Source organism: Sporomusa aerivorans (assembly GCF_041428895.1).
Taxonomy (GTDB): domain Bacteria; phylum Bacillota; class Negativicutes; order Sporomusales; family Sporomusaceae; genus Sporomusa; species Sporomusa aerivorans.
The window spans coordinates 2,034,449-2,060,754 of sequence record NZ_CP156926.1 but is presented as its reverse complement, the minus strand read 5'-3'; the positions used below and the strand labels follow the sequence as shown (position 1 = coordinate 2,060,754).

At 41.5% G+C, this 26,306-nt stretch carries 22 protein-coding genes and 1 pseudogene; 1 reads left to right on the top strand and 22 read right to left on the bottom strand.

The window, feature by feature from the left end:
* Positions 1 to 28 precede the first annotated feature (28 nt).
* From SATMO3_RS09380 to SATMO3_RS09310, 15 genes and pseudogenes are all read right to left on the bottom strand, one after another.
* Positions 29 to 193 carry a flagellar basal body rod C-terminal domain-containing protein gene (locus tag SATMO3_RS09380; RefSeq protein WP_371381698.1) on the bottom strand — a complete coding sequence of 55 codons (165 nt, stop codon included), beginning with the start codon at positions 191 to 193 and terminating at the stop codon, positions 29 to 31.
* A gap of 468 nt (positions 194 to 661) precedes the next feature.
* Positions 662 to 1,281: pseudogene (locus SATMO3_RS09375) on the bottom strand (hypothetical protein); the annotation flags it as partial.
* 328 nt (positions 1,282 to 1,609) lie between these two features.
* Positions 1,610 to 3,070: a flagellar hook-associated protein FlgK gene (gene flgK / locus SATMO3_RS09370; protein ID WP_371380329.1), complete on the bottom strand. Its 1,461-nt coding sequence runs from the start codon at positions 3,068 to 3,070 to the stop codon at positions 1,610 to 1,612.
* Between the two features lie 21 nt (positions 3,071 to 3,091).
* Positions 3,092 to 4,774: a flagellar hook protein FlgE gene (locus SATMO3_RS09365; protein ID WP_371380327.1), complete on the bottom strand. Its 1,683-nt coding sequence runs from the start codon at positions 4,772 to 4,774 to the stop codon at positions 3,092 to 3,094.
* A gap of 97 nt (positions 4,775 to 4,871) precedes the next feature.
* Entirely contained in the window at positions 4,872 to 5,363 is a 492-nt protein-coding gene (locus SATMO3_RS09360) for a flagellar hook capping FlgD N-terminal domain-containing protein (RefSeq protein WP_371380325.1), read from the bottom strand.
* A gap of 160 nt (positions 5,364 to 5,523) precedes the next feature.
* Positions 5,524 to 6,927, bottom strand: a complete 1,404-nt coding sequence (locus SATMO3_RS09355; RefSeq protein ID WP_371380323.1) for a flagellin — start codon at positions 6,925 to 6,927, stop codon at positions 5,524 to 5,526.
* 204 nt (positions 6,928 to 7,131) lie between these two features.
* The gene (locus SATMO3_RS09350; RefSeq protein ID WP_371381697.1) at positions 7,132 to 7,314 is read right to left on the bottom strand and encodes a carbon storage regulator; all 183 of its coding nucleotides are present in this window, start codon (positions 7,312 to 7,314) and stop codon (positions 7,132 to 7,134) included.
* 537 nt (positions 7,315 to 7,851) lie between these two features.
* A complete protein-coding gene (locus tag SATMO3_RS09345; protein ID WP_371381696.1) occupies positions 7,852 to 7,983 on the bottom strand; it encodes a flagellin in 132 nt (43 codons plus the stop codon).
* Between the two features lie 263 nt (positions 7,984 to 8,246).
* Positions 8,247 to 8,933, bottom strand: a complete 687-nt coding sequence (locus tag SATMO3_RS09340; protein WP_371380321.1) for a response regulator transcription factor — start codon at positions 8,931 to 8,933, stop codon at positions 8,247 to 8,249.
* Between the two features lie 728 nt (positions 8,934 to 9,661).
* Complete coding sequence (locus tag SATMO3_RS09335; RefSeq protein ID WP_371380320.1) at positions 9,662 to 9,931, bottom strand: hypothetical protein; 270 nt, start codon at positions 9,929 to 9,931, stop codon at positions 9,662 to 9,664.
* Between the two features lie 455 nt (positions 9,932 to 10,386).
* Complete coding sequence (locus tag SATMO3_RS09330) at positions 10,387 to 10,830, bottom strand: GNAT family N-acetyltransferase (protein ID WP_371380319.1); 444 nt, start codon at positions 10,828 to 10,830, stop codon at positions 10,387 to 10,389.
* A 367-nt stretch (positions 10,831 to 11,197) separates the two neighbouring features.
* Positions 11,198 to 11,773, bottom strand: coding sequence for a GrpB family protein (locus SATMO3_RS09325; RefSeq protein WP_371380318.1), 576 nt, complete (start codon positions 11,771 to 11,773; stop codon positions 11,198 to 11,200).
* A gap of 189 nt (positions 11,774 to 11,962) precedes the next feature.
* Complete coding sequence (locus tag SATMO3_RS09320) at positions 11,963 to 13,522, bottom strand: ASKHA domain-containing protein (RefSeq protein ID WP_371380316.1); 1,560 nt, start codon at positions 13,520 to 13,522, stop codon at positions 11,963 to 11,965.
* 329 nt (positions 13,523 to 13,851) lie between these two features.
* A complete protein-coding gene (locus tag SATMO3_RS09315; protein ID WP_371381695.1) occupies positions 13,852 to 13,959 on the bottom strand; it encodes a nitroreductase family protein in 108 nt (35 codons plus the stop codon).
* A 198-nt stretch (positions 13,960 to 14,157) separates the two neighbouring features.
* Positions 14,158 to 15,357 (bottom strand): acyltransferase, encoded by a 1,200-nt coding sequence (locus tag SATMO3_RS09310; protein WP_371380314.1) that lies wholly within the window; start codon positions 15,355 to 15,357, stop codon positions 14,158 to 14,160.
* A gap of 1,367 nt (positions 15,358 to 16,724) precedes the next feature.
* On the opposite strand from SATMO3_RS09310, the gene fdhF reads away from it, so the two are divergent.
* Positions 16,725 to 19,421: a formate dehydrogenase subunit alpha gene (fdhF, locus tag SATMO3_RS09305; protein WP_371380312.1), complete on the top strand. Its 2,697-nt coding sequence runs from the start codon at positions 16,725 to 16,727 to the stop codon at positions 19,419 to 19,421.
* Between the two features lie 188 nt (positions 19,422 to 19,609).
* On the opposite strand, the gene SATMO3_RS09300 is transcribed toward fdhF, so the two are convergent.
* The 7 genes from SATMO3_RS09300 to SATMO3_RS09270 all read right to left on the bottom strand — a co-directional run bounded on the left by SATMO3_RS09300 (position 19,610) and on the right by SATMO3_RS09270 (position 26,102).
* A complete protein-coding gene (locus tag SATMO3_RS09300) occupies positions 19,610 to 20,086 on the bottom strand; it encodes an SAM-dependent methyltransferase (protein WP_371380311.1) in 477 nt (158 codons plus the stop codon).
* A 695-nt stretch (positions 20,087 to 20,781) separates the two neighbouring features.
* The gene (locus SATMO3_RS09295) at positions 20,782 to 21,567 is read right to left on the bottom strand and encodes an amidohydrolase family protein (protein WP_371380309.1); all 786 of its coding nucleotides are present in this window, start codon (positions 21,565 to 21,567) and stop codon (positions 20,782 to 20,784) included.
* 13 nt (positions 21,568 to 21,580) lie between these two features.
* Positions 21,581 to 21,958 (bottom strand): MerR family transcriptional regulator, encoded by a 378-nt coding sequence (locus tag SATMO3_RS09290; protein WP_371380308.1) that lies wholly within the window; start codon positions 21,956 to 21,958, stop codon positions 21,581 to 21,583.
* Between the two features lie 392 nt (positions 21,959 to 22,350).
* Positions 22,351 to 23,016: an amino acid ABC transporter permease gene (locus SATMO3_RS09285; RefSeq protein WP_371380307.1), complete on the bottom strand. Its 666-nt coding sequence runs from the start codon at positions 23,014 to 23,016 to the stop codon at positions 22,351 to 22,353.
* Positions 23,017 to 23,044: 28 nt separating this feature from the next.
* On the bottom strand, positions 23,045 to 23,785 hold the full coding sequence (locus tag SATMO3_RS09280; protein WP_371380305.1) for an amino acid ABC transporter ATP-binding protein: 741 nt from the start codon (positions 23,783 to 23,785) through the stop codon (positions 23,045 to 23,047).
* A 167-nt stretch (positions 23,786 to 23,952) separates the two neighbouring features.
* Positions 23,953 to 24,783, bottom strand: a complete 831-nt coding sequence (locus SATMO3_RS09275; protein ID WP_371380303.1) for a transporter substrate-binding domain-containing protein — start codon at positions 24,781 to 24,783, stop codon at positions 23,953 to 23,955.
* A 146-nt stretch (positions 24,784 to 24,929) separates the two neighbouring features.
* Complete coding sequence (locus SATMO3_RS09270; protein WP_371380301.1) at positions 24,930 to 26,102, bottom strand: M20 family metallopeptidase; 1,173 nt, start codon at positions 26,100 to 26,102, stop codon at positions 24,930 to 24,932.
* Positions 26,103 to 26,306: the final 204 nt, after the last annotated feature.

Sequence of the window (26,306 nt, the reverse complement as noted above, 5' to 3'; positions counted from 1 at the left end):
TCATTCCCTCCTTTACGCATATTTAGCGCTAAATATGCACCATATCAATTGTCTTGGCGTAAATATCGCTCCAGACACTCACCATCTTGGAGTTTGCACGGTAAGCGGCCTGATATAAGGTCATACTGGCTGTCTCTTCATTGGGCTCCACTCCGGACACAGACAGCCGGCGATCGTTAATGCTCTTGACCATAGCATTGGCATTGGCCGACAAGCGCTGTGCCGTAGCGCTATCCGTTCCCAGCGTCGCAACCAGCGAACCATAAAAATCAAGCGGTGTTCCTTTATTGAACATATTGCTGTCTTTGACCAGTTTTACCAGCTTAGCTATATTTTCAGCATTATCCTGACCACCTGCACTGGAGGCTGTGGCAATGTTCTTTTCATCCTCTTCAATATCTTTCGATAAAGAAATATTGGCAGCCGTAATTTTCTGATAGACACTCTCTATGCTATTGGCCGCCATGTCTGCCTTAAGGTCAGCAGAGGAAGCCTTGTCATACGAAAAAAAGCGAATACCGGTTGTCACGCCGTTAGGCAGATAACCACCGGCATGACCAGGATATGATTTTGTTACGGCGGTTTCCCCGGCCAGAATCCCTTCGTTGAAAGCCATAGCAAAGGTTTGGGCAAACTTATTCAATTGTGCAATATAATAAGGCACACCTTGATAAGAATCGTTCATTCCGTTACCGTCACGCAAATCAAGTTCGGCTTTTAACTGGCCGCCGGTAGGTAAAAAAGTATCTTTCGTTTTCTGCCACCGAATACTATACATGCCGTCGCTGGCATTGCCTTGCACAACCTCCAGCTTATTGGTTTCATTGCCGTCAACAAGCGTAATGCCATTCATACGGATGGCAAGCCTTTTGTTCTCCGCCCCATCCGGCGACGGATTGCCGTTCATTTCTGTTACGTTAATATCTGTTAGCTTAGACAATTCATCAATAAGCACGTTCCGTTGGTCTTTAAGTTCATTGGTACTGGCGCCGCTGGCCGCTGCCTGGCTGATCTTGCCGTTTAAATCGGCAATCGCTGCGCATAAGAATTAATCTGGTCCACCATGGACTTAACCGAGTTATTCTTATCCTGCCGGATTCCATTGAGCTTTTGGGCGCTTTCATTTAAATACTGACACATGGCTCGTCCATATTCCCTGACCGTCTTCCGCTTTGAACTGTCGCCAGGACTTTTATTTAGATCTTCCAATGCATCGGAAAACTTGCTGAAAACCTTATCAAAACCGTTGCCGGCAGTTGCTGTATTAAGCACTGATTCCATTTCCGTTAACGCATTGGCCTTGGTATGCCACGCGCCAAATCGGGTGTTTTCCTGCCGGTAGCGCTCATCCAGACGGGGATCACGGAGTTGACTGACTGCTGTCAACTCCGGACCGTTGCCAAGGATGCGCCGCCCGCCGTAAACAGCCGCCGCACCAATCGTTCTCTGATTTACGATCTGTCGGCAATACCCTTTGGTATTTGCATTACTGCTATTATTCGTAACCACCGACATGGCTGCCTGGCTGGCATAAACACCCCTGCTGGCAATGTTTATGCCAGTAAACGTCGCATTCATTTTCATCCCTCCTCATTCATTGCTAGAATCGTTATCTGCCCAGTTTATTAATCAGGTCACTGACCAGACTGTCAATAGTGCTCAAAACCCGGGCGCTGGCATTATACGCATTTTGGTAAACAATCATCTTTGACATTTCTTCATCCTGAGAAACGGAGGATACCGTATCCCGCTGATTGCTGACCTGCATCAGCAACATGGCTTGTGTATCGTACTTGCTGTTTGCTGTATCGCCCAGCGTACCGCCCCAGGAAATCAACGCCTGATAAAAACCTGTGCCAGTCATCGGCAATCCATCAAAATTGAAAATCGCTTCATTCTGCAAGCCGTTAATTTTTATTGCCACCGAATAATCACTTTGCGCACCGCTAACGCCAGCAGCAATTTTATTCACATTGTTAGCAATCACCGGATTCACCTTAATATTTCCCGCTTCTAAAGGTTCATCGCTATTTATTTTAACAAACAACGCTTCTCCGGTATTGCCGTATAAATCCTTACCCGACTGCAGCAGGGAATTCACCTTGCTCACTATAGTAGTTAGCATGTGATTCAGCCCCTGTCGTAAATCTGTAAGAGTACTGCCGCCTTGCGGCGCAAAAGTATATCTTGCATCACTGCCGGTCCTACGATCGGATTCTTCCAGATTGACTTTGATCGAGCCGCTGGAGATATCAGCCGCAAGATCCAGTTCTGCCCACTTAATCGCAAAAGACCCGTCTGTTTCCTCCACCGCCAAGTTGTGAGTGATATCCCCCTGCACCAGCGCTACACCGCCAATGCGGACATCTACAGACCCGTTCGGCTGTTCAATAGCGCTTATATTCGCCAAAGAAGACATCGTATCGAGGAGCGCATCTCGCTGATCACGCAAATTACCGTTTTCTACGCCGCCAGACTCTGCCCGGACAATCTCCCGGTTCAGTGCAATCAGCTCCCGGGCGCAGCTATTCAGCATATTCACACTGTCCTTAACCCGATTGCCGGCGTCCTGCTGCATTTCCTGCAACTGCGCGTTGATTTGATTAAACGCATTCACCAGCGCCGTGGCATTCCCCACAATTGTGCTTCGCGCGCCTTCGACCCCCTTACTTAATTGGTCCCAGCTATTAAAGAAATTTTTCACCGTTTGCTGCAGACCTTTATCAGATTCGTTGGATTTATCCTTAACACCGTATTCGTTCAGCAATTTTTGCCCGTCTTCTATAAGGGCATACTTCAAATTGTAATATACCGCCCTGCCGTTCACTTGCCGGTAAGTCTGGTCAAGAAAACTGTCTCTGGCGCGGCCAATCTTTGCCACACTTGTACCGCAGCCGTAAGACGGACTGCCGCCCGCCCCGCTGCCAACTCTTTCCACACTGGCAAGTTTTTGCCGGGAGTAGCCAGGCGTCATAATGTTGGAAAGATTGTTGCTTACTACCGACAAGCCAGCCTGATTAACGTACATGCCGGTCGCTGCGATATTATATAAGTTAAATGTTGATCTCATACCCACTACTCCTTAGGCCGGTTATGCCCGGACCATATTAATAACGGTCTCCATCAACGAATCTGAAGTGGTAATCACCTTACTGTTGGCCTGATAGGACCGGGAAGCAATCATCATATCACTGAACTGCTCGGCCAAATCAACATTGGATCCTTCCAGCGCCCCTCCCTGCAGACCTCCGGTTCCTTCCGCTCCAGGCGCCACCCCGCCAGTAAATTCGCCGGAGTTAGTCGTTGTACGATATAAATTGTCGCCAATTTTCTCCAGTCCCGCCGGATTCGTAAACTTGGCCAACGCCAGCATGCCCAGCGGTTGCCTTTGATTATTGGAATACATACCGACAACCATACCATCTGCGCCAATCGCAAAATCACTCAACTTACCGGCTGCATAACCGTCGGTCCCAGCAGTTACCTTCGTATCGTCACTGTTCTTATACGTAGCAATTTGCGACATATCTAACTTCAGGTTAATCGGACCACTCTTGGTTTTCAGTGCAAGATTAGGTGTCGGATTGAATTTAGCGTCACCTGTAATCAGTTTGCCCCTACTATCAAATTTCAGATACCCATTGGAAGGAGATCCTACCGTTATATCCCCGGAAGCAGATACAGCCTGCCAAAACCAGGAAGTATTGCCGGAGCGGGTAACGCCGGGATCGCTCGTTACAGTCCCGATATAAGCGGCCAAAGCCCCCGGAGGAGTTCCATCACTTACAGCCACCGTACTGCTATCGCCTGTCGCAGTGGAGGTAAAAGAAAGCTTTCCGTCTGACGTCAATTGAGCTGCCACTTTGCCAGTTAAATCCGGGGTACCGTTAACAGCCGTATTAATTGCATTGATAAACGCTGTTGGCGACTCGTACTTACCCGGTGGAATGGTAATCTCAACTTGCGCGCCGCCATCCACAGCCAGCTTTAGCTTGTCATTCGTTCCCGCTGTAACTGTATACCCATTCTTATCCAGCGCCACACTTCCCTTTGCCGTTCCGCTGGTACTGGCATCAGTATAGCATTTACTAAATTTTACCTGTATATCATAGCTGTTACCCTGGTCGTCATAAACGGTCATGGTGGTCACCCCATCTGGCGTACCGGGGACACTGCCAATATTATCGAGAGCAGCCCCGTGCGCCTTTTTAGACGGGTCCAAATTGCCTGCCAGTTGTCCGATCGTGCTGCCTTTCGGCGGCATAACCGTATTGCCTTCATATAGGTTAATGGGTTGAATATTAGTCTGGGTATTATACGTAATCTTGCCATCGGCGTCGGTGGTATACTGCTGCCAACCGCAGACTTTCATGCCGTTGACTGTCAAGTTCCCCTCCATATCCACGCTAAAATTACCTGCACGGGTAAATTTATATTGACCGCTGTTGCCGTCCTTAATAATAAAGAATCCGTCCCCGTTAATCATGGCATCCCGGTTATCGCCGGTTGTCTGGGTTGAGCCAGTTGACATATTCGTATCTATAGAACTTACCTTGGACCCATACCCTACCTGCATGGGGTTAATGCCGCCTCGCCCGGACGATCTGCTTGGCGCAGTGGCTGAGCGCAACGTGTGGCTGAAAACATCGCTAAAAGTCGTCCGTTGGCTTTTATATCCCAACGTGTTAACATTAGCAATATTATTGCCAATAACGTTCAATCTGGTTTGTTGCGCCTTCAAACCGGATACACCGGTATACATAGCTGATGACATTGTTATAAATCCTCCCCGTATCCATTTCATCTGTCAGTCTGAAATAGGGTCAGCCTCTCACTTTAGGAGTCCAGCTGTTATATTATTTTTAGATGTTCTATTTACTTTTACCGTCTTTAGCCGTAACCGGCGCCACCATAATTACCTCACTGACCTTGACAAGCTGTCCGTTAACCAGCAGATAGGGTTGATCGCCTTTCATAATTACCGCCTGTGCCGTGCCTGTAGCGGACACCGCTTTTCCAGAGGCGTCTATCGTCTGATAGGTTACCGATTTACCAATCAAATTATAAGCGCTGTTTGTCATCATCATGTTAGTCAGACCTTGCAATTGGGACAGAGATTTCACCTGCGCCAGCTGTGAGACATATTCCGTATTCTTTACCGGGTCAGTCGGATCTTGATTTTGCAGCTCGGCCGCCATAATCTTCATAAACGTCTCGAAGTCAGTAAAATCTTTTTTCTCCTTCACATTTTTGTTATTTGTCCCAAGAGCTTCATTGCCATTATTTCCAACTTTTTGATTTTTTGCGCCGTAAGGAGCATTATTACTTGCCGGCATAGAACTGTTAATCGAATGAGTATGCATATCTAACCCCTCCTTGACATGTGTATTTTATAACAAGCCCTTTACTGGCTTACTACCTAAAAAACAAAAAGGACGATAGCCCTTGTTGCATGCTCCCGGCGTCCTGCACGGTTTCAACAAAGGTTATCGTCCTTGGTTTGTGTATTCAGTTATGCTGCGATTACGACAAGAGTTTCAGTACTTGCTGCGGCTGTTGGTTGGCCTGCGCCAACATCGCCTGCGCCGCCTGTTGCAGTACAAGGTTCTTCTGATAGCTGGCCATTTCCGCTGCCATATCCACGTGGCGGATACGCGATTCAGCGGTAGTCAGGTTTTCGGAAGAGGCCGTCAGGTTAGCAATGGTATGTTGCAGACGGTTTTCAACAGCGCCAAGCTTAGCCCTTTCGGAAGATACTTTGTCAGTTGCGGCGTCAATCGCCGTTATAGCAGCCTGTGCGCCATCTTTGGTTGAAAGGTCAAGCCCATCGATACCAAGTGTCTTGGTATCGATTTTGTTGATTGCCACCTGCATAGTTTGATTGGCGTTAGCGCCAATTTGCATGGTAAGCGCGTTATTCGTTGTTTTTATTGTTGTACCGGTAGCATCCTTCACCAGAGCTGTATCTACCGTCATTTCGAATTTAATCCCGCCGGCTTCAAAATCACTGTCCGTAATTTTCAAATCTTTAGCGCTGCTATATGTGCTAGTTCCTTGGCTATTGGTAATCGAAAAGTCACTGGCAGTCGCATAAGTAGCGTTTAAATTAAATTTCATTTCACCAGCTTGTAAAGTAGCGCCTGTTTTAATGGTAAACTTGGCGCCCCCATTACCTACAAGCTCGATGTCACCACTATTATCCTTGCCATTAACTGAAGCTACAACATTACCGTTTTTATCTTTAAGCGCAAAATCAAATTTGCCGCCGGCAGCCGATTTGACACTCAGTGTATAATTCCCCAGTTTAAGCCCGGAAATTTTTCCTGAAGTCATGTCGAATTCACTACCATCACTTTTAATACCGGTTGTATTCACTCCTGCAGTTATACCAATGGTAGCTGCATTAGCTGTTTTCACCGTATACGTATCTGCCGCCAGGTCAGAATCACTAACTTCCAACGGCTTGAAAGCAAGCGTATTAGTTCCCATTACATTAGCTGTATTGCCAACATCGCCATTTAGCAATTTCTTGGTGTTAAATTCAGCTGTGTTAGAAATGCGGTCTATTTCGGTTTTCAATTGCACGATTTCTTTTTGAATTTCTTTGCGATTGGAATCTGTCGCGGTGTCATTGGCAGATTGTACCGCAAGTTCCTGCATACGTTGTAAAATGCTGGACGTTTCATTCAGATTGCCTTCAGCCGTTTGGGTCAACGAAATCGCATTCTGGGAATTAGTTTTCGCTTGGTCCAAGCCGCGAATCTGTCCGCGCATTTTTTCGGAAATCGCTAAGCCGGCAGCATCATCGGCTGCACTGTTAATCCGCAAACCGGAAGACAGTTTTGCTAGTGATGACTGAGTAGCTTTTTCATTTCTACCCAACACATTTAACGTGTTCAGTGACGCAAGATTGTGATTGATAATCATAAGATATAAACCTCCCTGTTTTTTGAGTTTAAGCGAACTTCCTTATTCGCTGTTTGCTGTTTATTTATAATAAGCCTCATGGCCACTCGGCTTACTACCCAAGAGAAAAATGCCTAATTCAAAGTAACTTAGCGCCATAGCGCTTACTCAGACCAAGTAATGTCTTGCCATTGCCTATAAGTGCAAAATGCTCGTCCTACTTTTTTATTTAGATTTTGCCAATTGCATTTGACCCTGTCTTTCCCAAACTTCTCCCCGCACGATAACAACATCTTTAGGGGCATCAATGGCTAGACGCAAGTCACCTTCATCGCTTTTGATAACTTTGATCATGACATCCTTGCCAATCATGACATACTCACCTGGCTTTCTCCCTAAGACTAACATTCTCAAATCTCCTCCAACCAAATAAGTAGCATTACACTAGCGCGCCGCTATTTTCTAAAATAATTCACCTTTTTTTGTCTTCCCAAACAAATTATCGTCACATTTAATCAAATTACGCTTTATTACTCAGTTCTATTTCAATTTAACCAATTGTAAATTTAATATTTTTATTTAGTTTATTTATAATTAATAAAATAAATAAAAATGTAGTTTGTTTTTATTTTCAAAATGTATAGTTGACTTATCTATCAGTTACCGACTAATTCCAAAGAATCATTAAATATGTAGATTAGAACTTACTAAGATAGTCCTTCTAGCTCAGATCCGGCGATCCGTATGAAATTGCATTAACAAACACCGTCGTCGCCTCGTACTCACCGGGTGGAACGGAGCAATAGATTGAATAACCCCTGCATTTTATAACCAGCCGGCTTACTACCTAAAAAAAAACGATAACCTCTGTTGCATACTCCCAGCGTCCTGCCCGGTTTCAACTAAGGTTATCGCCCTTGGTTTGTTTATTCAGTTATGACGCGATTACGACAGGAGTTTCAGTACTTGCTGCGGCTGTTGGTTGGCCTGCGTCAACATCGCCTGCACCGCCTGTTGCAGCACAAAAGTCTTTTTCTGATAGCTGGCCATTTCCGCTACCGTATCCACGTGGCGGATACGCGATTCAAATAAATATCAGCCTTGGGTTAACGTAACCCGAGGCTGACTCACCCGTAATCAAGGGACTGCTGCACTAGAAATTTAGTGTAGCAGCTTTTTTGTTTGTAAACACAAAACAATCTGAAAAATTTTCTTACCGCAGACAGAAGAAACCGTGCTGCCGCCAACGACTATTAGTATCGTTAATGCGACAGCCCCTCTTCGTCTAAAATCCAAACAGCTATTGAGCCTACGCGTTCACTGACTGTTAGTTAATCGGTTCAATTATTAGCAGATTCCATCGTAGAATTTGCCTCTAACGAATAACCGATTCCTCGTATCGTTCTTAAATTAAAATTTTTAATCTTCTTACGTAAATAATGCACATAAAGGTTAACCGCAGCAATATCAGTATCAGCAAAAAAGCCCCATAATTTCTCAGCGATCTGTTCTTTCGTCACTACTTTTTCTGAATTAGACATGAATAATTCGAGTAATAATGCTTCTTTTAAAGTCAGTCTCGTAACACTGTTCCCCTCAGTAATTTGAAGCTTCCGAGGATTGAATTTCAGATTGCCTACCACCAATTCATTTTTAACCATTTCTGTGTTCTTACGGCGAACCAAGGCTTGTACCCTGGCAAGCAGCTCCTCAATAGCAAAAGGTATGCCCAAATAATCGTCCGCGCCAAGATTTAGTCCTTCTGCCCGTGCCTGCGGAGAGTCCTTCCCCGAAAGAATAAGAACCGGAGTATTGTATCCCGAACCACGGAATTCTTTAAGAAAGGATAATCCATCCATCTCGGGAAGCGTACGATTCAGTATTATAATGTCATAGGTGCCTGTACAAGCCATTTCAAATCCATTTTTACCATTTAGTGCACTATCCACCAAATATCCGTTCTTTCTCAGTAATCCTGAGAGTGCACTCATCAGTCTGGTTTCTCTCTCTACTAGTAGCAGTTTCAATTAATTCCATCCCTCAAGCTCCACCTCCATGTGTATAATTTTCCTTCCGTGTTATCTCTTCTGTTGGACTACGCAGTTAAACCTCCGATCCTTAGCCACATACAGTAACAGCAAATCCTTATTTCAAAATAAATAATTGCCAAAATTCATTTTAGTCCATATACGCTCAATATGTAGATTTTTTAATCATTTGCCTCAGATACTTATATAACCGGAAATAATAGTAGGACAGTTTCTAATATTATGATCAGCCCTTTTATTAGGGTTCATAAAAGATATAATATCATAATTTTCTAGTCCTCCTTAATAAAATATATTCTTCTTTGTTTTTCTATTTATAATATCGTAATCCAAGTTCAGATGACGCTTTATTAAATTATTTGAAATTTATTTAGTTTTGTAATGCTATTGTTTTTTATTAAAAACGCTTATATCACTAAATTCAACCAAAGCACAACATACTCACCAGTCAGTATAGAATAAGTTGCCACACAAATCCAAACACAGGAAGTGAGTATGTTGCCAATATCAGGTTCACCCAGATGCCTCAACAATCCATTATTCATTACAACCTTACCTGCAGCGATACCACCCTAATTTTGAAAATATGCCCTACCCTACAAATAGTATCATATAATTTCACTAACGGCATTATTATCCATTTACAAATATTATTCTAATAAACCTTTATGCAAAGTCATTAAACAACACTGACTTTTGCGGCTTGTTCATTCTCGCACAATACAAAAATCCTCGTATACAGCTACCGCTTTATTAAGATTATCTATAGCAGTTTGCATATTTCCTTCATACTCAGCTGTTTGTGCCCCTGCATATTTTACGAAATATTTTTTCTCGCCAGCTTGCACACCGGGCGAGATATTCCCGGAATCTTGCTGATCAAACACACAGAAAACATTTCCGATTTCTTTCAGCCATAAGCAACTCTGTGTCCTTCTTAACGCAAAGGACACATTATCCATATTAATTGTTACCATAGATTGTTACCCTCCATAGATTATTTGATGACTAACCCGTTCTATATTATGACTAGAGCCTTAGCTATATTATTGATAGCTAAGGCTCCATTTTGATAATTTACTTATTTTTCCTTTAAGCTTGTTACTTTAACGAACATGGCACCTTTGCCATATCAAAATGGAACTCCTTGATTTTACTGGCTTCATAGGTGTTTTCATCCCTTTGACTATTATTCAGGCTGTTACTGCCAGGAGGAAAGTCTCTTCTAAATAGTGCCCTAAAATTATCCTTATCGTTTAGTCTTATCAGAACTGGATTTTCACACCTTGATGCCTTTCCGAAAAATACTGCATGGCGTTCCTGGACGTGTCACGGGGACGGGGTTGTTGACATCCTATTAATGCTTCTCTAACACTCTAACTGGAATATGGGGAAAGAAAATAAATTGTTGGGCTTTAATAATCTTCATATTTTATAATTCTTTTTTAAGATAAATCATATCCACAAGCTGGACGCCGCATTCGAAAATAGGGTGATCATAATTGTCCGTAAAGAAATTCTTGACCCGGTGAGATTGTATAAATCCGCAAGACATATAAAACGAAATAGTGACAGGGCTTTCCCCAGTGCCAACAAACATAACCTGATATTTTCCTTTATAATAGTCAGAAATATAGTTTACAAGATATTTACCGTAACCTTGACCCTGATATTGTCTATAAGTGGCTATATTTTTTAGTTCGCAAATACCATTAGGTTCACATACTACCACACAGATACTCTTTAAGTCACCATCATATAGAGCAAACATATCCCCGTGGTCTAAGTACCTATCAATCATGTCTTCTTGTTCATCTGCCAATAATAGTAAATCAAGAACTTGTTTCTTATCAATTTCAATCTTTTTAATTTCCATTCTAACCTCACCCATGTAATTCACCAATTACCTGGGACACAGGGACAGGTTCATCGTCTCTATTATATCCGGCCAATTACGCTTTTTGATCTTCCCCCATGTCCCGCAGACGGCATTATTGACACTATTTTTCCCTGTTTTTTATTTTCCGGCTGAAACTACGAAACTCCTGCCAAATTCATACAAAATTTAGCAGGAGTTTCTCTTTTATAAAAGTCAATCCTATTCCTCATTTTCGTGCGCTACACTTTACGGCAAAACTGGCTCCACTGGCGCGGCGGTTATCGGAAGTTTTGCGGGCTGCGCGCCCCGCACCCCCGACCTCCTCCAAAGAACGGATTAGGGCGTCTACTGCTTGAAAGGCGAATTAGTGTTCAGGTGGCAAATAACGTCCTGCAAATTCCAATTTAGCCTTTTGAGATTGTTCCATGACAAAATCCGACTTTGCATAGGTATAGGCATCACGGTCATGTTCGAATCGCTCTTTAAGCCCCAGCTTCAACGCCTCGTATTGCCGTGCAACATTAGGGTATTGTCGCAGATAGTCTCTAAAATAAAGTTCGTTCCAATCTCCCAACGGTTTCACATGAAGATGGTATACCTTTTCTGCAAAGCCGTTGGGCGTATATCCTTTTCCCAGATCAAGCGTTCTTTGTTTATCATCTTTTTGCATTAGAATCCAATCATCGTTCTGCAACAGCTGAGCAATGTCATTCACAGCATAGTCTTTAGGTAATTCCAATAGAATATCAATGGTTGGTTTCGCAATAAGTCCTTCAACTGACGTGCTTCCTATATGATTGATACGACAAATATCGTAGTCATGCAGGATGTGAAGTAGCCGCTGCTTTTCCTCGGCGTACCACGATTGATAATTTGGGTTATGGTCTTTAAGAATAATAGGATAAAGCTGCCACAATTCTTCTAAACTCATTTCTTTCATGCCATCGCCTCTTAATTTGTCTTTTATCCCAAAAACCTATTAATTAAAGGGACACGGGGACAGGTTCATTGTCCCATTCGTTTGCGTCTATACTCTATCTATTACACTTTTTGATATTCCTGTAACCCTTGCTAATTATAAAGATCTATTAGTTGCCAGTTAGGGATTGTCCTGTCGATGGAAAGACGATTAACGGGAACTACTTTCCAAGTATTTACGGCTCTTGATCTTTTCAATGACCGTGGGATATAATGAAAAATCCGTGTGGGGCAAAAATTTGGCCGCTAACATTTTATTCAGAAAATCCGGTGCCTCAGCTAAGGAAAGATAGATTATACTGCTAATTAGATCTTCTACAACCAATAATTGATCTGCATCTTTTAACAACTTGCAGGCTCCTTTTATAGAGCCATTTCCTAGCTGAACAAACCTTTCTCTGGGCAGGTCGGGATATAACCCAATGGTAATTCCTGACTCAATACTTATGTAGGTCCCAAAGGCTCCGGCCAGATATACCCGTTGAATCTTATCCGGTGTAATACCCAATGTATCCACTAAAAACGCTACCATGGTGTTCGCTGCCGCTTTTGTATCCATAAATCTTAAAATATCAGCCTGACTGAATATTAAATCTTCATTTAAGGCTGACTCGTACTCCCATGCGTAAACAATGACATATTCTCCGTCCCGCATAAGGATTCTCTCTGATCTGCCGGGAATAAACCGACCCGAGTAATCAATCCAGCCTTCCAGCAACATTTCAGCAAGAAGGTCAACAATCCCTGAACCGCATATACCCACTGGCTTTGCATTCTCTATTGTAGTAATCTTCAACTGATTTTGAACAATCTGCACCGAATCTACCGCCCCTGCTTTCGCCCGCATTCCCTGCTTGCTGATACCGCCTTCCAAGGCAGGTCCTGCCGCACCCGCAGCTGAAATCAGAAATTCATTGTTGCCCAAAAGCATTTCGCCGTTTGTTCCAATATCCATATAGAGAGCCAGTTCACTTTGTTCATACATCTTGGACGCCAACAGCCCGCTGATAATATCGCCACCTAAATAATTAGCTGTAGAAGGAAAACAGTATACTAATCCATTAAAGGGTAAGCCTATTTCACGGCCAAAAAAGAAACCGCTCCGGTTAAAAGCTGGCGTATAAGGAGTATAGAAAATAAACCAAGGATCAATCCCCAACAGAAAATGAATCATGGTAGTATTGCCGCCGATAATGAATGTACCGCATTTGTCCGGAGAAATGCCTGTCGCAGTTTGAATTTTATCCATGAGTTCAATAAAATTCAGCAGCGTACATTGCTGGATTTCCCTTAAATGAGCATCATTATCCTTAACGTAAACGATTCGACTAAGGATGTCCTCACCAAAGCGGACTTGATGATTGACCCCGCTTTCTTCACACAAAATATTTCCAGTATTCAGATCGATCAGCTGCATGACAACCGTTGTGCTCCCAAGATCAGCTGCATAAGCAAAATTCTTATCTGAAGTATTTCCCCTCTCAAGGTTTACAATTTCCCAGGCAAAACCTTTTTGTACTAAGGTAACTGTGAGCTTCCAGTCAAAATCCCGCAGCAGCTTATAGGACAATTTAATGGTTTCAATAGAAATTTGAACCTCTCCATACTCCGGTTTTAAAGCTTGAAGGATTCTGTCAATGTCGGCCACAAAATCTCCGTTACCCGGCGTTCTCAATTCAAGGTATATTTTTTTACAAATTACATTCTTCATAAGTCTTCCTCTGTATGTGTATTATGTAACATACTACCACCACCTAGAGGCGGGGGCTTCTTGGGACCTTCATTTTTGCAGCGTTTATGTTCCTGTCCAATTCCTCACTACAATGACTACAGCTTAAGCTGCAAAAGAAATTACGTCCAGAACGTATCTGCAACGAGTTTCCTTATCCTCTTTTTCGAATTCTTTCCCAAAAGGATTATAAATTAATTTACAATTCTATAATCTCAGTAAAATATCCTGTCACAATCCATAAATTAAAGAACAGGGAAAAATCCATTAAAAACAACCTCTGACCAATCCTTGTCAAAGGTTGAGTTCGTTTATATATTTTTCAAGTTAAGACTATTTTTTAATATTTCTCCAATCCAGCAAGTTCCTAAACCGAGTTCGGGCGCTGTGAGAAGTATGTTTGGGATTGCTGCTCCAATTGCCTGAACATGCTTTAAGTAATATTTTATCCCAAAAGCCTATTAATTAAAGGGACGCGGGGACAGGTTCATTGTCCATTCGTCTGCGTCTATACTCTATCTATTACACTTTTTGATATTCCTGTAACCCTTCAAATCATTGACAAAGGTTTAACATAATTATTTAGTTGCATCTATCAACAGCTTAGTTTATTCCCTTTACATAGCTTTGTGAAGTAACACACATCCAAGAGGTTTCATTCCAAATAATATACGTAAGCAATTAAACTTTATTATCATTAAATAATAGATTGCAATGATAACAATAAATGCAGAGGAACTGATCGCGATATATTTGAACCATGCATTAGTATTCCATTGTATGATCTGAAAACCTATCAGCAAAATAATCGTCTGATGTAGCATATAAAACGGCATCACCGCTTCATTAATTCTACTTAACCATGTAGTTTCAAAGTCCAGGAACGCTTTACCTGCTCCCAAGAAAAACATCAGCCATGACCATGTTGTAATAGCCCACATTACATGAAAAAATATGCAACCTAATGAATAGTCCGGATGATCCCACCAGCTTTTCAAATAATCCAAAAAAGAGGTAAAGAGCACTAACAATATTACAAGAAATAGCATACCAATTCCTAATGAAATGTATTTATGTCGTTCAACACTTTCAATAAACTTCTTGTCACAAAACAATAGGTAACCAAAAATAAAAATTAAGAACCAAAATGTAAAATCTGCCCATGATGAATATTTCGGATAAATAGGCTGTAATAATATTTTAGTGCAGGCAAGCGGTACCACAAAAAGATATATGCCTCCTATTTTTTCACAAGCAGTCCCAAGAGGTTTCATAAGGTTCACGCCGCTTTCGCTTCTCAGATAACGTACAATAGGCAAAGCAAGTACCGAAAAAATAAATAAAAAGGCCAAAAACCATAAATGAGTCCCAGGTTCTCCAAACCAAACCGGACTAAAGCCGAAATTTCCGATAAGCAACTTATGCTCTGGATACCACGACAAAAAATTTAAAAATGTTCCGGAAAACTTACCTTTGCTCAAACACTCCACATATCTCTGCGGCGGTATAAGAATAAATATGCCAAATATATAAGGAATAACAAGTCTCCAATATCTGTCTCGAATGTACTGCTTTGTCGTTTTGACCTTTAATGCCAAATTAGTCCCTACACCAGCCAAGCTAAAGAACAGTGGCATTATCCAGAAATTAACGAACATAACAAAGACTGTAGGTTCTAAAAAAGTCTCTTTATTTTTCAGTTCCCAATCCATAAGGTCAAAGAATCTAGTATTATGAAAAAAGAATACGCAAATCATTCCTAGTATCCTCAACCAATCAATATAATAGTACCGCTCTCGGTTAATGCATTTCTCCATACCTCTCACAACCTTATATTGTAATACTACCTCTAGATACAGTGTAGGTTTAACAAACTATAATAAAAGTATATACCCTAAGGAATAATATGTAAAAAATTAAATTTAGAAATAAATAGAACTCAGGAGTTACCATTCTAGCGGTATCCTGAGTTCTTTATCACTGTCTTAACATACTTCAGTATTCTTCTGGTAATAACATCATGCAATACTCTTCGCTATTCATGGCCCAGATCGTCATATTGACTGGTGCTTCAACCATTCATAAATCTTGTGCAAACTTCCATTTTGGATGGTTTTGCCCAATCGCCAATAGTAAAGTAATAAGTTCTTCTATATTGTCATCGGCTAATCCACCAAGAGTTGTTAAGGGAACGGGGTTGTTGACATCTCGTGTTCATTGTCATTACCCAGTCCCCTTAACCTTAGCTTATTTATAAAGATGTCCTTTCGTATCTTTCCGTCTCTATTACCGTTTTACATCATAGTAAAATTCATCAGAACACTTTCGATTTCTACCATTACGATAAGCAAAAAGTATTTGTGGCTTTTTTATGAAGACCCAATCACCAAACATATCAAATTTTCTACTAGAGGTCGTGATATGTGCTTTGGTAATCGTACCATAAAATTTCCCCAATGCCTTGCCATGTTCCTTTAAACGAAGTGCGAAATCCGTCAAAATCGAAATCATCCATCCAACACCACCAAATAAGGAAAAAAACGGGAGATTTGCATATATATCCTGTTTTTAATAGACTTTTTTCTTTTAAATTCAGAAAAATCATTCCTTTCGGCAGCAAATTTTTACCATTGAGAAATAACTAATTTGATTTATTTATCAATTATAATTAAAATAAATTTATGATGTACTGAAATTTGAAAATATTCCAGTTTTAAAAAGAAAACATCCTAATATTTTAGACTGATCTCGAAAAGGTAGTGTAAGAAGGAAGAAAACATGGCAGACCAGACGAAAGCCAACGCTTTTTCATTAACCAAAACAAGAGTGATAGAACCCCATTTCAGATAATGTAGCTGCAATTGCTGCTTAACGAAGTCTGAAAGTCCAAGGCTAAAAACCTTGAACCATAAATGCTTTCGAGTTTCCCGAGAGCGTATTATAGCAATAAGGAGGGACATGATTTTTTTTGTCTAGTTAAACTTTCGTAAAGGAGCGTGAATAACCAAGGAAAATTATTATGAAAACTTTGAGTTATAAATCTGAATTTTTTTTATTATCAGCTATAGAAAATATCAACTATTGTAATAAGTATTATCTATCGCAATAATTATGTATCATTGCATTAAAACAATCCACAAAAGTCTTTTATCTAACGACTTTTTTAAGGAGCGTGAATATTGTCATGGAAAAGGTCAACTCTATAATTGATAACCTACCTATGCAAACTTACAAAGGAACCTCTGTACTTGATGCCGCCCGTAGTGTTGGTATTAACATCCCAACTTTATGCCATCTTGCTGATTTAACACCTGAAGGGTCATGCCGAGTTTGTGTTGTTGAGGTTGAAGGTGTACGGGGATTAGTTACGGCCTGTACTTATCCTGTGTCAGAAGGAATGATTGTGCACACTAATTCTGCTGCTATTCGTGAAGCAAGAAAAAGCGTCGTCGAACTAATGCTGGCAAATCACCCACAGGAATGTCTTTCCTGTCAGCGTAATCTAGATTGTGAATTGCAAGCCTTGGCAAGCACACTTGGTGTTAGAGAAATTAAATACGGGGGCGAACGCCGCCAATTTGCCATAGATGATAGCAATCCTTTCATAATTAGGGACAACAATAAGTGTATCCTTTGTGGGCGTTGTGTACGTGTTTGTAAGGAAGTTCAGTGTTGCAATACTCTAGATTGGACTGAACGTGGTTTCAATACCAAAGTAACGCCGGCTTTTGATGAGGATATGGTCAACACCTCCAGTTGTGTATTCTGCGGTACCTGTGTGTCCGCTTGTCCTGTCGGTGCTTTAACTGAAAAAGCAATGAACGGTGTAGGGAGACCCGATAAAAAGGTTAAAACAACCTGTCCTTTCTGTGGTGCTGGTTGCAACTACGACCTAAATGTCAAAGACGGTAAATTAATTGGCGTGACTTCTAATCTAACTAGTGTGGTCAATGGCCGGCTTACCTGTGTAAAAGGGCGCTTTGGTACCGACTACGTTCATAGCCCTGAGCGTTTGACGACACCGTTAATTAAGAAAAATGGCGAATTTGTGGAAGCCTCTTGGGATGAAGCGCTTGATTTAATTTCTACTAGATTTACTGAAATTAAAAATAAATATGGTAGTGACGCACTGGCAGCAGTCAGTTCAGCTCGTTGTGTAAATGAAGAAAACTACATAATGCAAAAATTCATGCGCGCAGTTATTGGCACGAACAATGTTGATCATTGCGCCCGTATATGTCATGCTCCTACTGTGGCCGGACTAGCAGCTTCCTTTGGTTCTGGCGCAATGACCAACTCAATTAATGAAATATCTCAATGTAAAGTGATATTTTTAATCGGCGGCAACCCTACCGAAGCACATCCTGCGATTGGTGCTAAAATGCGTCAAGCTCTCCGTAACGGTGCAAAACTGATTGTTGCCGACCCGCGCAGGATCGAACTGGCGGCTAAATCTCACGTGTGGATGCAGCTAACGCCAGGCACGGATATTGCTCTTATTAATGGTATGATGCGTATTATACTGAAAAACGGCTGGCACGATCAGGAATTTATCAATCAGAATACCACTGATTTTGCCAAAATGGCTGAGGTCGTTGAAAAATATACCCCTGAATATGTTGAGGAAATAACTGGTGTGCCTAAGCATTTATTATTTGAGGCATCTAAAATGTATGCCACCTCTGAACGTGCTGCCATATTCTATACTCTGGGCATCACAGAACATATATGCGGCACCGATAACGTTATGAGTTTGGCCAACTTAGCCATGCTGACCGGCAACGTGGGAAAACTTTATTCAGGTGTAAACCCGATGCGTGGACAAAATAATGTCCAGGGCTCCTGCGATATGGGCGCTTTACCTAATGTTTATTCCGGCTATCAAAAGGTAAATGACCCTCAGATACACGCAAAATTCGAAAAGGCCTGGGGTGCAAAACTATCCGATAAAATCGGCTATATGTTGCCGGACATGATTGATGCCTCCATTGCGGGCAAACTAAAAGCCATGTATGTTATGGGAGAAGACCCCATACGTTCTGATGGCGATGCCCACCATGTGCGTAAAGGTTTTGAGCATCTGGAGTTTCTGGTGGTACAAAATATTTTTATGACCGAGACTGGTAAATTGGCTGATGTTATACTGCCCGCCGCTTCATTTGCTGAAAAAGACGGTACTTTTACCAACTGCGAACGCCGTGTGCAGCGAGTGCGTCAGGCGATTGACCCTATCGGCAACAGTCGCCCTGACTGGCAAATCATAAGAGACTTGTCAAATAAAATGGGCTATCAAATGTCTTACAACGACCCCAGTGAAATCATGGATGAAATGGCTTCATTAAGTCCGATGTTTGCCGGCCTATCCTTTAAGCGAATTGATAAAAACGGATTACAATGGCCAGTACCGGATAAAGAGCATCCCGGCACCCAGTATCTCCATGTCGACGGCAAATTCACCTGTGGCTTGGGCGTGTTTAAAGCCATCGAACATCAGCCACCCGCTGAATTACCAGATGCCGAATATCCTTTCTTGCTTACTACTGGACGTATTCTCTATCATTATTGTATAACTACGGCTGGTTATTCTAAGCAATTGACGGATTACCGTCCCGAAGAACGTGCCATGATTCATCCTGATGATGCTAAACGTCTAAATATCGTTAATCAAGATTTTATCACCGTCACATCGCGCCGAGGTGCAGTACAAGCCAAAGCTTGGGTAACTGATGACGTATTGCCTGGTGGAATCTGGATGTCTTTCCATTACCCAGAATGCCCAACAAATGAAATCACAAGTGGATGCGGTGACAAAGTTACTAAAACTTATGAATATAAAGTTTGTGCGGTAAAAGTTGCGAAAGTCACCGGGGAATACTTCTAAATACATTACTTTAAACGAGAAAATTTTATAGCAAAATAAACTTATCCCTGAGTATCGGGCAATAACCAAATCAGTATCGCTGCGGCAAACAACAGAATAAGGTCAGCGCAGAAGGGACATGGGGCAGGTTCGCTGCCCCTTCTCAATCTATCATAATCCTGGACTCGCAGGGACGGAACTATTATAAGTTAGAAGGTAAAGACTGAACTCCAATCAAAATCTTCAGACTCTTCCAGATTTTTAGGCCAGTTAGAGCACCAGTCTGGCATTAATGGCACTTCTACTCTATCCAGACTGGGTGTGTATGGTTTGATATCCAAGACAGGTGTCCCATTATCGGCATCTATATAGGCTAAGCCGATAATCCCATTCTGATAATCAACATATGTAACATAACTGCATGTAATCCCAATAGGGTTTGGCCGCTCTGGGGCGCGTGTTGCAAAAGTTCCTAATACCTCCGGTGCATTTTTGTAAGGATTCTTTTCAATAAGTTTTGCTCTGGATTCGGTATTATCATATTTGTCAAACCACCATAACACATTGATATACTTAAAATCCTCAAGCTTCGTAATAGCAGGAATATATTTCTTATCCAATACTACTTTCATGTCATTATCATCGACTTGAACTTTCCCAATTGCTCTTAATTCAAATTGTCCCATAAATAAACCTCTCCTATGCTATTTATTTACGGCGACGTTACTATCAGTATACTAGGATCGCGTAACACTACAAGCCCTTTTCTAATTCCTACTTTTTTTCTCCCTTTCCATACGTTTTCAATTGCAAGACAATGAGGGCACTTCTCCTTTTTCGCATAAAAAAAGCTCTCACTCCCTGCAAATACAGGTCTTGAGGCAAAATAAACAGCACCGTTACCAGTGATACGGTCTCCCGACTAATCTTAAGCGAATATGTTACTTTAATGAACATGGCACCTATGTCATATTAAATGGGAAACACCTTGTATTTCAAGGCTTCGTAAGCATCCTCTTCTTCCATAGCATGCCAATACTTCGTTCCATTACATGACATTGGATATCCCTAAAAAACACTTACAACTACTGGGGTCGCGAGCTTTTAAATGACGTTCAGTAACATGATAAAACACGTAAAAATAGACATAAGGAAATTATTTGTCCTACGTCTATTTTTACAATCACCCCGAACCTCCAGAAACACCTAAATTACAAGATAATAGGTTAAACTTAAAAATATAATCTAGACGACACACTGTACCCAACTAGGCCTATATTCGTTACGAAGCGTTGTATAACATATAAAGGTCAAATTTGAGAAAAAAGCTTAACGGTACCTTCCTATTTATCGAATGAATTAAATAAATTGCATACTGGAATTATATTTGTAGAAGTCTCGCAATATTCTCTCCCAAAACCTGATCTAAAACATATCGGTCTGCTACCAATTTTTCTATAATAATTTTTGCTATTGATGGCGAAGCATACGGAGCATCTGAACTAAAAAAGGTCCTTTCAGGCAATTCCCGAATGGCAAAGGAGGGAGCTATTGTCGTATTTGTAGCGGATAAATCTAAATAAGCATTGGGAATTTCTTTGACTGCTTTTAAAGTATCTAGCCAATGCATACCGCCCATATGTCCCAATATTGTCGGTACTTGAGGATAACGTTTTGCTAACGTTAGTAAATCCTTGATATCACTGCCGTTTAATGGAAAAAAAGTATGCACCCATAACGGCAAATTATCAAACTCTTGAGCGGCGTGAAATAATACCTCCAGCTTCTCTACCTGGCCCGATCCAGGTGTTAATTCCCCTATCCCCCTGAACTTATTGGCTATTATATATCGCTCGATCCACTCCAGGTTTTCTGAATAAGATAAGCCAAAAGGGATTGGTCCGAAGCCAATATATCGCTCAGGATTTGCTTGGATTACTCCGGCAAGTTCTTCAATAGCCTGAATTCTTTCCGGCAAGGGATTTTTCACTCCGTTTAAGATGTCATATAGAATATTCAATTCTGTTTCAAACGCCTGTAACGTGGTCGCTGTCTCTGGATGTATCGTAGTGGTAAAAAGAACTGTCTGATCAATCCCAGCCTCGGCCATCCATTGTATTTGCCTCTCTGGCGGCAGCACGACATGAGCATGACTGTCAATAATCATCGGTAAAGGCCTCCTAATGCCCTGAATCTTGAGACTCCATCGACTGTTCAAAGGCTTCTATTCTTTGCTGTAAACGCACTCTGATAAAATGCAGCAGATTTACTTGCTCATCAATTTCGTGTAATTTGATTTTATACAATTGATAAGCTTCCTTACATAGTGGACGATCACTTTGTTGCAGAGTCGGACAAGCAATGATTCCTGCAATGTTGTCAGCCGTGAGCCCCAAGCTAAGATAAAACTGAATTGTTTTTACCCGCGAAATTGCATCATCATCATATTCACGGTAGCCATTCGGCAAACGTCCAGCAGCCAGCAGACCTTTTGCTTCGTAGTACCTTATTGAGCGTATACTCGCACCCGTTTTACGTGATAATTCTCTAATTAACACAGGATAAGCTCCTTTCCGTCTCCTATGGCTTCATTATAAACTATGACACTTATGTTACGGTCAAGAGTTATTATATTGCTTTAGAATCAATTGATTATTCTCTAAAAGTAAGCCTTCACTCATAATCTGATATGATATGCTCTCTTTGAGGTAGACCATGAGAATCCCTCTTTCTTCCTTAAACATACAAAAGCTCCCGTCAAGCGTCTATACTTGACGGGAGCTCTTTCTTCCTGCACCGTTACCAATGATACGGTTCTCCGTATCGGGTATAACGGCGAAGCTTTTTAGGCATATACTACACTGAACAGACTTGTGATAAGGCACGGCCCTGAAAATCCACCCACATGACTTCACAGGGCGAAACACGACGCCACAAATCACGCAGGCCTTTAATAAAAATTCTGCAACCGTCTTTCCAGTATCCCTTGCATTTTTTCAACACAAACCACAATCACAAGATAAATCAGCGTGACACATAAATAGGCTTCGAAGAAACGAAGATCCAGCGCCGCTGCGATTTTTGCTTTGGCCATGATATCCGCAAGTCCAACGGTAAATCCCAAAGCGGTGCCTTTAATGATTCCGATAAATTGGTTGCCAAGCGATGGCAACGCAACAACAAAGGCCTGTGGCAGCACCACACGCACCATCGTCTGGTATCGTGTCATTCCCATGGAATAACAGGCTTCGAGCTGCCCCCCGTCAACCGATTCAATAGCGGCCCTGAGTGTTTCGGCCATAAACGCCGATGTGTTTAACGTAAGAGCAAGTACGGTTGTCTGAAATGCGCTCATCGACTTCATGGCCGGGATGATTGAGGGAAGACCGAAATACAGTATAAACAACTGTGCCACCAACGGTGTTGCTCTAAAAAGGGTAATATAGACACCAAAAAATTCCGATAGTCCCCGTATCCGAAAGTGCCTGATAATCGAAATGAAAACAGACAGTAAGACGGTAAGCACCAGAGACATCAGCGACATATTAATCGTTAATTCCAGCGCGGGTAAAACAATGGGAAACAGATTAACAAACCATAAGACATCAAAATTCATGGATTCATCCTCGTATCAATATTGTTATTTAATTAGAATTAATCGTATTGATAAATCTTTTAATTCTTTCATTTGAGCAGTTTTCAAATATTTCTTGCGGTGTTCCCATAGCTGTAATACCACCGTCTTCTAAAAAGAGAATCCGATCTGCCACTTCCCGGGCAAATTTCATTTCATGCGTCACAATCAACATCGTTTTATTATGTTCTGCTACCAATTGCTTGATGACCCCTAGGACCTCTCCTACCAATTCAGGATCCAGAGATGATGTTGGTTCATCAAATAAAATTACATTGGCATTTACAGCCAAGGCTCTTGCTATTCCGACTCTCTGTTGCTGTCCTCCCGACATTTCCTTGGGGTATGCATCTCTTTTATGTAAAAGCCCCACTTTCTCCAGTAAGCTGACAGCCACTGCTTCGGCTTCTTTTTTGTTCATTTTTTGCACCGTCACCATAGGTTCCATAATGTTTTGTATCGCCGTCTTATTTTTAAGCAAATTATAATTTTGAAAGACCATTGCCGTTTTCAGCCTCATGCGGTCAATCTCCCGCTTCGAAACCGTTTTGGCATCAACCACAGCTCCATCAAGTGTAATTTTACCTTCTACAGGTCTAACCAAAAAATTCAGACACCGGAGAAATGTAGATTTTCCGCTGCCTGACGGGCCAATTAATACAACTACCTCGCCATTAGCAATTTGAATATCTACATTTTTCAAGACCACGGTTTCGCCAAATTGCACTTTTAAATGCTCTATTGTAATCATTTACCCTCTCACCTGACTATGCTTTTGCATGAAAGTACTATATCTTCATTATGCAATAAACACGATATTTTTCCATGCCGGCACCCATAACATTAAATTAAATCAAAAAACAAGTTGCCTGCCCTAGCCATAACCACAGTATAAGGCAGGCAACTTGTTTCGCATAATTACTCTGCTATTTTGCCATTAGCCGGTTTTTTGCTGAAATCCATTCCATACCACTTAGTATATATTTTTTCCAGCGTTCCATCTTGTTGCATTTCTTTAATAGCTTTTGTAACAATTTTATTCAGTTCTTCGGACTTGGCATTGCCTTTTGCAAACGGATAAGCTTTAGCACCAACAGCAATATTTTCTTCTACCATTCTGGCATCAAGAGCTTTATTGCTAATTTTATAAGCTGCCTCAGCGCCCGCAAAAATCATGACATCCACTTTGCCTTGGCGAAAAGCTTGATCCAGCAATTCAGAGCTGTCAAAGGCGACTAGGTTGATTTGTATATTCTGCTCCTTAGCAATTTGTTGAAACAAATTGCCGCCATTGGACCCTGACGAAAACCCGCAATTCATCCCGGTAATATCTTTTAAGTTTTTAATGTCTGTTCTATCAGAATGAACCACCAGCTTCTCGGGAATGTACGCGTATGGCTCCGAAAAATCATACTTTTCTTTTCTCTTCGCATTAAGCGTGATGGTATTGCCCACGGTATCGGCTTTACCTGAATCCAGGTAGCCAAACAGAGTATTAAATTCCCCTGTTACAAATGTAACTTTTAATCCGGTTTTCGCCGAAATAGCATTCCAAATATCGACCTCATGCCCCTTATGTACTCCATTTTCGATATAGGTATTCGGAATAGACGACGAACCGGATGCTACAATAATTTCGGTTGGTACTTTTGCTTTTTCCTGTGTTGCCGCAGGCTTTTCCGAATTGCCGCAGGCGGCCGTTCCTAACATGATACAAACGGATAATAATGCTAAAACAATTTTTTTCATAAGTTTCTCTCCTCATTTTCTAAATATATTTACAATCTTTTAAACAAGATCACTAACATATCCAAAATCGTTTAATTATATTAGCAATGTATGCTGTTATGCCTCTCAAGTCATCACTGGCAATATGAGTCATAAAGATGTTGTACTCACTCATTGTCATACTTTTTAATCTCAAATAAAATACTAGGATCAACCAAGATATCCACCGCCGTCATCGCCATTACTTTTGCCGCTGTAAGTATGGCTTTATCGCCCTCCGGTGATACCGCCTTTTCAGCAAATTCTTTAGTATGAAGCACAAGTCCTTCCCCTAAGCCTATATTACCATGTATCGCAGGTATTTCATGAGTGACATTGCCCATATCGGTAGCGCCGATACCTTGTGAAAAATCTCTTTCAACGATAGGTTCACCAAGCTGAGCAAAATTAGTTTGCAGCAATTCTACCAATATTCTGTTGTTTCGAACTTCGCGGCAACCAGAACCTAACACTCTATATTCGAAGGTTGTCCCGGTGCCGATTGCCGCACCTTGCGCACAACGGCTGACTATTGCAACAAGTTCCTCTAAATAATCGTTATTAAGAGCCCTGATGCTAAAAACAGCCTGTGCAGTTTCTGGAATAATGTTGGTTACCACCCCGCCGTCAGTAATAATGCCATGAATTCGAGCATAGTCCTTGACATGCAACCGCATGGAATCAACCAAATTAAACATTTGAATAACCCCGTTCAAGGCATTTGTACCAGCCCAGGGAGACACCGCCGCGTGGGCTGCCTTTCCCTGAAACGTAAACTCTACTTTCCGCGTTGCATAAGAAATATCATCAGCCATGGAGCTACTGTTAGGGTGCAGCATCATTGCGACATCCACCCCAACAAAAGCACCTTTTTGTAGCATAATAATTTTTCCGCTCCCATTCTCTTCCGCAGGGGTTCCGATAACCTTCACCGTCCCGCAAGTATTGCCACCCATTACTTTACTTAAACCAATTGCTGCCCCTAGCGACGCACTGGCAATTATATTATGTCCGCAGGCATGACCTATCACCGGTAAAGCATCATATTCTGCCACAAAAGCAATCGTGGGCATTCCCTGTCCATATGTTCCGATAAAGGCCGTCTCAAGACAACAAACTCCGGTCTCTACTTCAAAGTTCGCGTTCCTTAATGAATTAGTCAGTGCTTGAGCCGCTTTGTATTCTTGAAACCCCACTTCCGGATTACTGCATAGGTAATGAGAGATTGTCAGAAGTTCAGCTTTGATTTTATCGATATCTTTGCAAACTTCTTCTTTTAATAAATTGCTATTTCCCATCATATAACTACCCACCCCATAAAATTCTCCCCTTTCGTATCCCCCAAAAACTCTTCACTATACTCTTAAATATTAATATTTTATTGTTAAGTTATAGGTTCTCTCTATGTAAATATAAACTGCAATTTTAAAAAAATCAACACAATTAACGAAAGGGTTAGCCAAACAAAAGATACATGGTGACGGTTCTTTCGTATCCTCTACTTT